Consider the following 12,550-nt stretch of genomic DNA (forward strand, 5'->3'; position numbering starts at 1 on the left):
CGGCCGGCCCGTCAGCCGACGTGCACCCGGGGACGGTGCGTGCGGTCGGGCTCGGCCTCCCGGAGCACCTCGCGGGTCACCGGGGCGACCTCCCCGGCGCCGGTGAAGACGAACCGCAGCAGGTTGGCCAGCGGGTTGCCCTCGGTCCACTCGAAGTAGACGTGCGGCACCCGGTGGGTCTCGTCCCGGATGTGCAGCAGCAGCGCCGCCAGCGCGTTGGGGACGCTGGCGTGCCGCATGCGGAGCACCCGGTACCGCTCGTGCACCACCTCGCCGTGGACGTCGAGCGCGGTCTCGAACTCCGAGGGGTCGGTCAGGGTCACCTCGACGAAGACCAGGTCGTCGTCGGTCAGGTCGTTGTCGGCCTGGATCTGCCGCAGCTTCTCCAGGTACTCGACCTGGTCGAGAGCGTCCGGCTCGTTGGCCACGAAGCGGAGCTTGCGGCGGGAGCAGTCGCGGACGAACATCTCCGCCTTCTCGTCCAGGCGGACCTCGGTCACCCGCAGCTCCAGCGAGCGGGTCAGCCGGGAGACCAGCGACACCAGGACGATCGCGGCGACGAAGCAGGCGGCGATCGTCACGCCGTCCGGGCGTTCCACCACGTTGACCGCCGTGGTGTAGACGAAGACGACCGAGATCACGCCGAAGGCGACGGTCAGCCACCGCTGCCGCGCCCGGTGCGCGGCGAGGGCCACCGCGATCGCGGCCGAGGTGATGAGTGCCAGGACGCCGGTGGCGTAGGCGCCGCCCTGCGCGTCGACGTCGGCGTCGAAGACCCAGGTGACCAGGAAGGCCACGCCGGTCAGGACCAGCACGAGCGGGCGGACGGCGTGCGCCCAGTCCGGGGCCATGCCGTAGCGGGGCAGGTAGCGCGGGATCAGGTTGAGCATGCCGGCCATCGCCGAGGCACCGGCGAACCACAGGATCGCGATGGTGATCGCGTCGTAGGCGGTGCCGAAGCCGTCCCCCAGCAGGTCGTGCGCCACGTAGGCCAGGGCCCGGCCGTTGGCGTCCCCACCCGGCTCGAACGCCGCCTCCGGGATCAGCAGGGTGGTGATCACGCTGCTGGCGATCAGGAACACGCTCATGATCAGGGCCGCCGTCGTCAGCAGGTGCCGGGCCCCCCGGATCCGGCCGTCCGGGTGCTCCTCGGTGTCCCCGGCATCACCGTCGACGTGCGGCATCACCGCCACCCCGGTCTCGAAGCCGGACAGGCCCAGCGCCAGCGCGGGGAACACCAGCAGCGCGGCCCCCACCATCGCGGCCGGGCTGCCGTGCTGGGTGGTCAGCGCAGCCCACCAGTCGCTCACCAGGACCGGCGCGGCGGCCACCTGCCACAGCCCGACGACGACCACGACCAGGTTCAGCGCGAGGTACCCGGCCACCACGCCGACGGCCACGCCGATCGCCTCGGTGAACCCCTTGAGGAACACCGCGCCGAGCAGCGCCAGCAGGCCCAGGGTGATCGCCACCTCGTGCCCGTGCAGGGCGGCGGGCGCGTGCGGGTTCTCGACGATGTGCGCCGTCGCGTCGGCCGCCGACAGGGTCATCGTGACGATCCAGGACGTGGCGGCGAAGCCGAGGAGCACCAGGACGAACAGCTTGCTCTTCCACGACGGCAGCAGCCGCTCCAGCATGGCGACCGACCCCTCGCCGCGGGGGCTCTCGGCGGCCACCCGCCGGTAGACCGGGAGCGCGCCGAACAGCGTCAGCGCCACCAGCACCAGGGTCGCCAGCGGCGACAGCAGCCCGGCGGCCAGGAAGGCGATGCCCGGCTGGTAGCCGAGGGTGGAGAAGTAGTCGACGCCGGTGAGGCACATGACCTGCCACCACCGGTGGGTCGTGTGCGTCGTCTCCGGGTGGGCGTGCGGCCCGGGGATCCCCCGACGCTTCCGTGGCCGGCCCTGCAGGAACCAGTCGCGCAGCGGCGACGGCGCCTGGAGTTCGGTCTCGGTCGGGGTGACCACTCGCGCTCCTCGGTCGACGTCGGCACCTGCGCAGGTCGACGCTAGGTCCCACCGGGGGCCACCACCGCCTGGCGGAGGAGGCGAGGGCGTAAGGATTCCGTCAAGACCGCACCGGCGGGGCTCCTGCCGCGGGACGTGTCGCCGGGCGACCACCTCGCCGAACGCACCACCGACGTGTGGCGCTTCGAGCAGCAGGTCACGGGGCAGCGGGCTCGGCGACGCCGAGTGGTTGTTGGACGGCACGTCCCGCTCGCCGACCTCCGCCTGCCCCTCAGGCGCGCCGGACCACCGGAGGTTCGCCGGTGCTGCCCCGGTTGACCCCCACCAGCCCGCGGGTGCGCGGCTCCCCGCCGTAGGCGGCGTGCACCCGCGGGCCGGCGGCGCGCAGGCCGCCGTCGACCGTGACCTCCTCACCGGTGACGAAGCGTGCCGCGTCGCCGGCCAGGAAGACGATGACCTCGGCGACGTCCTCGGGAGCGCCCAGGTCCGGCCAGGGCTGGGCCTCGCGCATGACCGCTCGGGCCGTGTCGAGGTCGGGCCCGATCAGCGGCGTGACGATCAGTCCCGGACAGACGGTGTTCACCCGGATCCGGTCGCCGGCCAGCTCCGCCGCGGCCACCCGGCCGAGGTTGACCACCGCGGCCTTGGCCGCCGAGTACGCCTGGGGGCCGGCTCCTCCGCTGAACGCGGCCACCGAGGCCGTGTTGACGATGGACCCGCCGCGTCCGGCTGCCCGCATCGCACGGGCACCGTGCTTGATCCCGAGGAACACACTGCGCACGAGGACAGCGAAGGTGTAGTCCCAGTCCTCGACCGCGATGTCGGTCAGGGCGCCGAAGGCGCCGCCGACGCCGGCGTTGTTCACGACGCAGTCGATCCGGCCGAACTCGGTCACACAGACCGCCACGGCTCCGGCGACGTCGGCCTCCTCCGACACGTCGGCGCGAACGAACCTGACCCGCCCGCCGAACTCCTCGCCCAACTCCTCGGCCACCTGCGCGCCGTTCCTCCCGTGGAGATCGGCCACGACCACCTGCCACTCCTCGGCGAGCAGCCTCGCCACCGTCGCGCGGCCGATGCCACTGGCGCCGCCGGTGACCAGGGCAGCACGGCTCGCGGTGCTCATCGACGGGTGATCCGATGGCCGGTGGGCACGATGTCCTCCTGCAACCGACGCTGGTCCGGTCCGTCGGACGACCGTACTGTCGGGCCGGCTCACCAGCCCACCACGGTCACGCGAGTGCACATGCGGGAACGGTCGACACCTGTGGCCGCGGTCCGCGTCGACGTCTGAGGGCGAGGGAGTGGCTCAGGTCGTTCCCTCCCGGTGATGAGCCGGTCCTGGGCGTCAGGCGGTGTGCAGGTCCTCCCGTCTCCGGTCGGTCTTGTAGGGCGCCGGGGCGACGGTCGCCCGGATCTCCTTCTGAGGGCCTCCTGGAGTGCCCCAGTGCACCGTCACCGACGTCCCCACCTCAGCGTGGCCGACGTCGATGGTGCAGAGCGAGAGCATCTGCCGGAAGTAGTAGCTGTAGCCCCGGGACGTCGCCACCCCGACGAGCTCGCCGTCCACCGTGACCCTGTCCGCCCACATGAACCCGCGCTGGTCACGCGGCATGTCCATGAAGGGGAAGTGGTCCCCGGGCCGGAACAGTGACGCGTGCACGTCGAGGACGTCGTCGGCGTTCCACACGAGCGTGCGGATCGTCCGACGAGGGTTCGCCTTCTCCTCCTCGAGGGCCTCCCGACCGAGGAAGTCGTGGTCGAACCTGATGTTGCGACCCCAGCCGAGCTCGACGGGGCTGCGGTAGTACTCGGAGATGTTCGCTCCGTCGTAGGAGCCGGCGATGTACGCGGGCTGAGCGAACGCGGGCATCGACGCGGTGAACACGGCGAGGTAGTCCGCGGTCTCCGGCTCGAAGATCGCGGGGATGTAGTCCGTCGCGATGGTCGGGAAGCACGCCTCGAGGTGGTTGATCGGTGCTGTCCGGCCGCCGAGCTTGCGGATGCCGAACTCCTGACCGGCGTCGAGGACAGCGTCGTAGACCTCCTGCTTGTACGCGATCGGTCCCTGTAGTTCGAAGCCGATCTCCCCCGCCATCCCCTGTCGGAGGGCGTAGATCTCGTGGCCGGCGACCGTGATCGTGTTGACGTGCATGAAGCCGGTGTCGCGCAGCCCGCTGCCGGCGACCTTGTCCAGCACGTTGACCGACTGCGGACCGGACACCTGGAGGATGAACCAGTCATCCCTGTCGACCTGGACGTCGTAGTCGGTGGAGGCGAGGTGGTGACTGGCCCAGAACCCGCCGCGTCCGTGGAGCATGAACTCCTCCTGCCCGAACCGGGTGAGGATGCCCTCGTGGATGATCTTGCCGTCGCGGTTGGTGTGGATCGCGTGCTTCGACTGGCCGATGTCGAACCTCGCGAAGCTGTTGACCGTGATCTCACCCAGCATGGCCAGGACGTCCGGCCCGGTGAAGCGGTGCTGCCAGAGGAACGACCAGTCCCCGATGTAGCAGGTCTGCTTCCACGACAGGCTCTCGTCCAGCCAATCGGTGTACTCCGGCTCACCCCAGCGACTCCAGGCGTATCCCTCGGGAGCCCTGCGCATGCTGCTGACCGAGTGACCCATCGGCTTCCTCACTGTGGTGTCGGCAGGTGCTGTCCTCCCGGACGCTAGGACCGCCCCGGCCGAGCGGCGACCGCTGGCGTCAGTCCGTCGGGACGCCCTCGCGGCCCGCCTGATGACGATCGAGCGGCCTCGGTGGAGGGTCAGGGGCCGTAGACGGTGGTCGGGAACCGCCGCCTCGGCCTGCGATGACACGCTTCCGGCTGCCCGGACTCGGCCGTCACTGACCGTGGTGGAGACGAGCGGTCAGGCAGCAGATGATGCTGACGATCGCTGACCGTGCAGATCGAGCGGCCGGCCGACGGTGGCCGGCGATCGGGAGTCATCGGTGCGGGTCGCCGTTCACCGAGGCGAGCAGTGTCATCCACGGATGGAGCACGACGGCGCCGCTGGCCCGGTGACCTCCGCCGTCCCCCGTCCGTTGCTCCGGAACCGCGCGCGCCGGCGCGACGCCTGAGTCCCACCGGGCCGCTCAGCGGCGGAAGTACAGGCGGACCGCCGTGCCGGCCGGGCCGGTGCGGACGGCGGCGTCGTCGGCGAGGCTCCACGCCAGCCACATGCCCCGCGGACCGTCGACCGGGTCGGGCGGCACGTAGCCCAGCGTCTCGTCGGGCAGACCGGGTCCGGCGTCGGTCACCTCGACGACGAACGCCTCGCCGTCGGTCCACGTCGCCAGCTCGGCGAACGCCGACCCGCGCAGGGCGTTGACGACGATCTCGTGGGTGGCCAGGACGACGTCGCCCAGCCGGGCCCGCCGGTCCCCGGGGAGCGCCGCGCTCATGGCGCGGCGGGCCTGTACCGGCGCCGTCACGACGTCGACGACCGCTCCGCCCGGACGTCCGGTCCAGGGCGGCTGCACCGCGCGGAGGAAGCCGATCGGGTCCTCGTAGGCGGGCTGGGGCGCCGGGGCGGCGCCGGCCCAGGTGAGCGGGTGGGAGCGGGCGACGGCCGTGAGGACCGCGGTCGGCAGCCGCTGGGCGTCGTGCAGGCACAGGCTGTAGTACGGCATCGCGTCGAGGCAGCGGTTGGCCACCGCCTCGAACCGGCTCCACTCCCGCCCGTCCTCGCGGGCGAGCCACACCGGCTCGGCGGCCAGCCGCCAGCTCGGCGCTCTGGCACGCAGGTCGCGCAGGTCGCGGTCGTAGGCCAGCAGCGTGTCGTGGCCACCACGCCACCAGGTCTCCGCGGCGGCGAAGGTCGCGAGCCGGCCCAGGTCGGTCCCCAGGTGCCGGGCGAGCAGCGAGCGGACGCGCTCCCCTGCGACGACGAGCACCGGCTCCCCGCGGGCGAACCCCTCGAGGACGAAGGGCACCACCCGCTCGACGACCTCGCTGTCGGTGGAGAAGATGAACCCCTCGTGGGCGAGGCGGGTGCCGTCCCAGTTCCCGGTCGGACGCAGGAAGGTCATGCCGGCTCCACCGCCAGGTCGAAGAGCCCGAGGCAGCGGCGGACGTGCCGGGGAGCCCCGGCCAGCCGCAGGCGGATCCCTCGGGCGGCCAGGTCGCGCCGCGCGCCGTAGAGGGCGCGCCCGCCGGCGACGTCGAGGAAGTCGAGGTCCGACAGGTCGAGGACCAACTCGCCGGAGCCGTCGCCGGCGACGTCCACCAAGGCGGTCCGCACGTGCTCGGCCTCGGTGAGGTCCACCTCGCCGTGCAGGGAGAGCCGCGGTCCGCGGCCGGACAGGTGGGTCTGCGGCTGTCGGTCCCCGAGGTGCTGGAGCGGGTGCAGGACGGCGACCGGTCCGAGCTCCTCCGCACCCACCGACTCGTCGTAGAGGCACACCGCGGTCATGGGGACGGCACCCATGAGCACGTCGGCGAGCTGCTCGTACGCGTGCAGCCGACGGCGACCGGAACGGCCGTCCCGGATGAGTGCGGTGACGTCCGCGGCCACGCGCAGGCCGGTCCGTCCGCTCCCGAGCGCCTCCTGCACCGCGGCGCGGTAGCGCTCGACCTGCTCGAGGGGCGCGAGGCCGGAGCCGCCTGCGTAGGCGTCCCCGGTGGTCTGCAGGTCGAGCCGGCCGCCGGCGAGCAGCTCGTCCCGATCCGGCAGTGCGGCGCACGCGGTGAGCAGCGCCGGCCGGGACGCGCCGATGAGCAGCAGCTGCTCGTCCCGCCGGCGTCCCTCGTCGAGGTAGGACACGACGGCCTCGGCGAGGTCGGCGTCGTCGGCGAAGGTCCAGCAGACGTGGTCACCTGGTCGGAGCCCGGTCGGGGACGTCAGTCCCCGCGGTGCCGTCACCCCGTCGACGGTACCCGGGGGGTCGTCCGGTGTCAGGGTCCCCGGACCGCCCCGGGCGGTCCCGGAGCAGGGGCCGGCACCGGTGTCGCGGCTGGCTCCGATGTGCCTGCGCCGAGACGAGGCTGGACCGTCACTGGCCGAGCACCTGTGCCACTCGTCCTGCACCACCACCGCGGACGTCCACAGGCACGTCGGTCCGGCCCGGCAGCGGGAGGCGGCCGAGGTCAGGACTCACCGAGGTCGTCCAGCGTCGCTGTACTCACGCGAGAGGCGGGCCACCCTCGTCGGGTGACCCGCCCCTGACCTGCCGCCTCGCTGTCGGGCTGACGGGATGTGGACCTGCGACACCTTCACCCCCAGCCCCCGGCAGCAGGTCCGCGGCCCCGAGTGACGGCCAGAGGATGCCTGTCAGCCGTCCCGTCATCAGCAACCCTCTCCGGCTCATTGAGATCCATGGCGACTCGGGGCTCACTCGTCACGGGACCGGTCGGCGCAGCCGCGGGCCCTTGCGTCGTGGGCGACGCAGGGTCACATCACGATGCGGGCGGTGAAGCCGTCGGCCGATGTGAAGAAGTCGATGCACCAGGTCAACTGACGAGCAACCCAGAGCCCGGCGCCGACTCCCGGCCTGGGCGCCAGGTAGCCGGCGAGCGGGTCGTCGAAGCCGGCTCCGCGATCGACGATCTCGCAGGCGAACCGCCCGTCCGCACGTCCGACACGGATCGACACCACACCGCCGCCGTGCTGCTCCGCGTTGACGAACACCTCCGAGGTGGCGAGCAGCATGTCCAGGACCCTCGCCGAGGGCATCCGTTCGGCGACCAACTCGCGCGCCAGGAGCTCGCGGAACTGCTCCACACCGTCCACGACGGGAAGGGGCCGCAGCACCTGCATCGGCCTGCGGGCGGCGGAGGATCCACGCAGCAGGCGCTCCGGCTCCTCGAACAGAGCGCTCCGCGTCCAGGTGCCTCCGCTGACGACGCCTGGGTGGGTGCGCCACACGCCTTCGCGAACCGCTTCGGGCAGGGATCCCGTTGCGTAGGTGCACAGCACCCAGGCGGGTAGGTGCGAGAAGGACCGGTTGAACGCCGCCTCATAGCCGGTCCAGAGATCCCACTCCCCGGGATCCGGACCGAACTGGACGTCCGCGACGGCCCGCAAGGAGGGAGTCCTCCGCAACTGCTCCGCGTACACGGCGTGGTAGGAGGCCAGCGTCCGGACGGGACGCGTGTAGGCGGCGCTGACGTCGACGAACCTCACCTCGGACGCGTCCGCGCCCAGGGCCTCCCGCATCAGCGAGAGCCCCTGGCGTGTGTGCGCGACCACGCCGCCTTCCCCCGCCTCCAACCCACGGCGCAGGAAGGCCGCGCCCAGTTCCACCCACTCGTCCCCGCTGTCGTAGACGAGGGCGTCGTGGCGCAGAGCCGTCCCCTGTGGTTCCATCACCCTCCCTCGGCGAGATCACTCCCTGTGTTCGCCACTAAGCCGCACCTGGCCGGTGTCAAGTCTCGTTCGGTACGGCGACCGCTGGCCGGGCGAGAGAAGCTCGCAGCTTGGCAAGCGCTCCGGCCTCGATCTGTCGCACCCGCTCCGCCGTCACACCCAATCCGGTGGCGATGCCTCGGAGCGTCTGCGCCGGCTCGTCCAGCCCGAAGTGCTGGCGGATCACCAGGCGCTCCCGATCGTCGAGCAGGTCGGTGAGGGCCCGGACCTCGCCGACCTCGATGTCGTCGAGCACGTCGTCGAACGCCCACTCGGCTTGGGGATCGGCGATGCGTTCCCCCACTGTCGCGACCGCCACGCCGTCCTGGTCGACCCGCTCCTCGAGGCTGTGAGGCGTGCGCTCGGCGGCCTGCAGTCGTTCGATCTGCGCCTGCGGCAGACCGGTGGACCGGCTCAGCTCCTCGGTCGTCGGCTCGGCGCCGTGCTGCCTGAGGTGGTCGGCGCGAGCAGCACGCACCGTGGCAAGCACCCGGACCGCGCGGTCGGACAGGGCGACAGGACGGGCGAGGTCCGCGACGAGCTCCTGCATCGCCTTGCGCACCCAGTACGACGCGTACGCCCAGAACGGCGTGCCCAAGGAAGGGTCGAATCGGCGCGTGGCCAGCAGGAGACCGGCGATCCCCTCCTGGACCAGCTCCCGGCGCTCGATCCGGCTGGTGCGCCGGAACGTGCCGGCGAGGGCGACGATGGCCGGGAGGCACGCCTCGACCAGCCTGCGGCGTGCCTCGTGGTCGCCCAGTTCGGCCGCCACGACGAGGTCGCGCTCCTCATCGGGCGAGAGCCGGGCGACGGGAGTCACGATGGCTGAGCGCCGCTGCGCGAGAGGCCGGGCTCTCGACGCATCTCTCCACCCCCTCGCCGACGACCGGATCGTGCCATGGGCGTCCTCTCGCAACCACGACTTGCTTCCCGGGGGGTCACGGCTTAGTGGGGAGGACGTCAGCCGAAGAACCGCCGAGGGGATCGACATGAACGCCGTCGCGACCTGCACCGACCGGGGCGGGTCGCACCGCGGCCCGACGCCGACACCCGACGGGTGACGTCGGATCCCGTCCACCGCGACGCCGGCGGACGGACCTGACCTACTCCAGCCGGGGCGCCCCGCGGTCGCCCCGACATCCTGCCGACCGTGCTGTCCGCCAGACGGTGGTCGAGCGCTGCCGTTCCCCGGCTGCGCTGCGTCGCCTGTCCTCCCGGTCGTCGTCATCCACGTCCCGCGCGCCCGCGCGCCCTCCTCCGGGCGGTTCCCGTGACCTCACCTGCTCCCCCACCGTCGTTGCCGGGACGGCGTGACGAGTGCGACCTGCTCCGCCGTCTCGTGGCAGCGGCCAAGGCTGGTCGCAGCCAGGCCCTGGTGCTGCGAGGCGAGGCGGGCATCGGGAAGACCGCCCTGCTGAACTTCATGCTCGAGCGGACGGCGGGCTGCAGGGTCGTCCGAGCCGCGGGCGTCGAATCCGAGATGGAGCTCGCCTATGCGAGCCTCCACCAGCTGTGCAGCCCTCTCCTGGGTCGGCTCGACGGACTGCCCGGACCCCAGCAGGAGGCGCTGGCCACTGCATTCGGGCTGCGCTCCGGGGGCGCACCCGATCGGTTCCTCGTGGGCCTTGCAGTGCTGACCCTGCTGTCGTCGGTGGCCGAGGACCGACCGTTGATCTGCGTCGTGGACGACGCCCAGTGGCTCGACCAAGCGACGCTGCAGGCGCTGGAGTTCGTCGCCCGACGGCTGGCGGCCGAGCCCATCGCCATGGTGTTCGCGCTGCGAGGATCCGACCACGAGCCCCGGCTCACCGGTCTGCCGGAGCTGGTCGTGCGCGGCCTCGGCATGCGGGATGCTGCGACGCTGCTGGAGTCGACGGTGAACGGTGTCCTGGACGCCCGGGTCCGTACCCGCATCCTGGCCGAGAGCCGCGGCAACCCGCTCGCCCTCCTGGAGTTGCCTCGCGGGCACTCGACCGCCGACCTGGCCTTCGGCGGTGACGTCGAGGAGGTCGCCCCGCCGCTGGCGCGGCGGCTCGAGCACGAGTTCCTCCGGCAGGTGGATGCGCTCCCGACGCTGGCCCGCCGGCTGCTCCTGGTGGCCGCTGCCGAGCCCGTCGGGGACGTCCTCCTTCTCTGGCGGGCCGCCGAGCGACTGGGCATCGACGCCGACACGGCGGCCGCGGCAGAAGATGCGGGCCTGCTCCAGGTGCGTGAACGCACCCGCTTCCGGCACCCACTCGTCCGGTCCGCCGTCTACCGCGCAGCCACCGACGCCGAGCGGCGGCAGGTCCACGCTGCGCTGGCCGAGGTGACCGATCCGGAGGCAGACCCGGATCGCCGGGCGTGGCACCGAGCGTGCGCCGCCGTGGGCCCGGACGAGGCAGTCGCCGCGGAACTCGAACGCTCAGCCGACAGGGCGCAGGCCAAGGGTGGCCTGGCCGCTGCGGCCGCCTTCCTGGAGCGCGCGGTGATCCTCACGCCTGAGCCCCTCCGCCGGGCCCGACGATCGATCGACGCCGCCCAGGCCAAGGTGTCCGCCGGCGCATTCGCGGCGGCCGCCCGCTTGCTGACAACGGCGGAGATGGGTCCGCTCGGAGAAGCCGAACGAGCCCGCATCGAGGTGCTCCGGGCGCGGCTGTCGTTCGCCGCAGACCGGGGGAACGAAGCACTGCCCCTGCTGCTGACCGCCGCTCGGCGACTCGAGCGGATCGACGCCACCCTGGCCCGGGACACCTACCTCGACGCCCTGGCCGCGGCACTGTTCGCCGGCCGCTTGGCCGCAGGACCCGGCGCTCACGAGGTGGCGCGAGCCGCTCGAGCAGCCCCCGCGCTGCCACAGCCGCGGAAAGGCGACCTCCTCCTCGACGGCCTCGCAGTCCTGCACACCGACGGCTACGACGCGGCCGTCCCGCTCCTGCAGCGGGCCGTCAGCACGTTCGCGCGCGAAGACCTCACCGTGGACGAGGGCTTGCGCTTCGCCTGGCTCGCGGCTGCGACGACAACACTGCTGTGGGACGACTCCAACTGGGACCGGCTGTCCCGGCGGCACCTGGACTTCGCCCGTCAGTCGGGGGGCCTGAGCGCCCTGCCGCTCGCTCTGAACACCCGCATCGTCGTGCACCTCTTCACCGGCGACCTGGACAAGGCTGCGTTCCTGGTCGAGGAACTCCGCTCGGTCACCGAGGCCACGGGCAACGGCCTCGCGCCGTACGGAGAGGTCGGTCTGCTCGCCCTGCGGGGTGACCCCGAGGTGGCTGAGCCGTTCATCCAGAGCTGCCTGGACGACGTGGTGACTCGGGGCGAGGGCGTCGGCGTCAACATGACCGCGTGGGCACGCGCAGTGCTCTGCAACGGACTCGGTCGCTACGACGACGCACTGCGCTGGGCCCGGGTACCGGCTGCTCAGCCACTGGAGACGGGCATACCCCAGTGGGCGCTGGCCGAGCTCGTCGAGGCAGGGATGCGGAGCGGGGACGTCGCTGCGGCCGCTGTGGCACAGGAACAGCTCACCGCCATGGCCACAGCGAGCGGTACCGACTGGGCACTGGGCGTCCGCGCGGCCCGAGAGGCTCTGCTCCGCCGTGGTCCTGCCGCCGACGAGCTGTACCGGGAAGCGATCACGCGCCTGGACCGGACGCTGATCCGCAGCGAACAGGCCAGGGCGCGGCTGCTCTACGGCGAATGGCTGCGCCGCGAAGGCCGCCGCGTCGAGGCTCTGGCACAGCTGCGCGCGGCGCATGAAGCACTCCAGGCGATGGGAGCCCAAGCGTTCGCCGCACGAGCTCGGCAGGAGCTGCAGGCCACCGGGGAGGCCGTGCGCAGGAGCGTGACCGCAGAACCCGCCGAACTGACGCCTCAGGAGCTGCACATCGCACGGCTGGCCGCCCAAGGGCTGACCAACACCGAGATCGCGGCGATGCTGTTCATCAGCGCCCGAACGGTCGAGTGGCACCTCCGCAAGGTCTTCACGAAGCTCGGGCTCACGACTCGCCGCGAGCTGCGCAGGTCGCTCCCCGCCGTCGATGACCGTGCCGTTTCCGCCGCGCAGGCGGGCGGATCCCTGCCGCGTGCCCGCGGTCCGCGTGGCGGGAGACCGAGGCCGACCCCCTCCTGAGGCGGCTCTACCGGACCGGCACCCCCAGGCGCCGCAACCCCGGACGAGCGACCGTTCCTCCGCTTCGCACGCACTCCGGAACCACGCGGCACCGACGTCCCCGGTCCGGCCGCACCTCAG

The 12,550-nt window shown here is 72.5% G+C and carries 8 protein-coding genes; 1 reads left to right on the top strand and 7 read right to left on the bottom strand.

The window, feature by feature from the left end; translation table 11 throughout:
* Positions 1-11: 11 nt before the first annotated feature.
* From LY71_RS11190 to LY71_RS23445, 7 genes are all read right to left on the bottom strand, one after another.
* A complete protein-coding gene (locus tag LY71_RS11190; protein ID WP_106277400.1) occupies positions 12-1,967 on the bottom strand; it encodes an APC family permease in 1,956 nt (651 codons plus the stop codon).
* Between the two features lie 271 nt (positions 1,968-2,238).
* Positions 2,239-3,093: an SDR family NAD(P)-dependent oxidoreductase gene (locus LY71_RS11195; RefSeq protein WP_106277402.1), complete on the bottom strand. Its 855-nt coding sequence runs from the start codon at positions 3,091-3,093 to the stop codon at positions 2,239-2,241.
* 222 nt (positions 3,094-3,315) lie between these two features.
* Positions 3,316-4,596 carry an aminomethyltransferase family protein gene (locus LY71_RS11200; RefSeq protein WP_211297268.1) on the bottom strand — a complete coding sequence of 427 codons (1,281 nt, stop codon included), beginning with the start codon at positions 4,594-4,596 and terminating at the stop codon, positions 3,316-3,318.
* Between the two features lie 469 nt (positions 4,597-5,065).
* Positions 5,066-6,001 (bottom strand): sensor histidine kinase, encoded by a 936-nt coding sequence (locus tag LY71_RS11205; RefSeq protein ID WP_106277404.1) that lies wholly within the window; start codon positions 5,999-6,001, stop codon positions 5,066-5,068.
* A complete protein-coding gene (locus tag LY71_RS11210) occupies positions 5,998-6,834 on the bottom strand; it encodes an MEDS domain-containing protein (RefSeq protein ID WP_106277406.1) in 837 nt (278 codons plus the stop codon). Before LY71_RS11210 ends, LY71_RS11205 begins: the two co-directional genes overlap by 4 nt.
* 528 nt (positions 6,835-7,362) lie before the next feature.
* A complete protein-coding gene (locus tag LY71_RS11215; RefSeq protein WP_146146112.1) occupies positions 7,363-8,277 on the bottom strand; it encodes a sensor histidine kinase in 915 nt (304 codons plus the stop codon).
* Positions 8,278-8,335: 58 nt separating this feature from the next.
* Complete coding sequence (locus LY71_RS23445; protein WP_170121313.1) at positions 8,336-9,088, bottom strand: sigma-70 family RNA polymerase sigma factor; 753 nt, start codon at positions 9,086-9,088, stop codon at positions 8,336-8,338.
* Between the two features lie 498 nt (positions 9,089-9,586).
* On the opposite strand from LY71_RS23445, the gene LY71_RS11225 reads away from it, so the two are divergent.
* Positions 9,587-12,430 carry an ATP-binding protein gene (locus LY71_RS11225; RefSeq protein WP_211297270.1) on the top strand — a complete coding sequence of 948 codons (2,844 nt, stop codon included), beginning with the start codon at positions 9,587-9,589 and terminating at the stop codon, positions 12,428-12,430.
* Positions 12,431-12,550 lie beyond the last annotated feature (120 nt).

Source organism: Geodermatophilus tzadiensis (genome assembly GCF_003002915.1).
GTDB lineage: Bacteria > Actinomycetota > Actinomycetes > Mycobacteriales > Geodermatophilaceae > Geodermatophilus > Geodermatophilus tzadiensis.

Excerpts from the sequence above, each read along its gene's own strand:
- LY71_RS11195 (WP_106277402.1), bottom strand. The coding sequence starts at position 3,093 with ATGAGCACCGCGAGCCGTGCTGCCCTGGTCACCGGCGGCGCCAGTGGC.
- LY71_RS11200 (WP_211297268.1), bottom strand. The coding sequence starts at position 4,596 with ATGGGTCACTCGGTCAGCAGCATGCGCAGGGCTCCCGAGGGATACGCC.
- LY71_RS11205 (WP_106277404.1), bottom strand. The coding sequence starts at position 6,001 with ATGACCTTCCTGCGTCCGACCGGGAACTGGGACGGCACCCGCCTCGCC.
- LY71_RS11215 (WP_146146112.1), bottom strand. The coding sequence starts at position 8,277 with ATGGAACCACAGGGGACGGCTCTGCGCCACGACGCCCTCGTCTACGAC.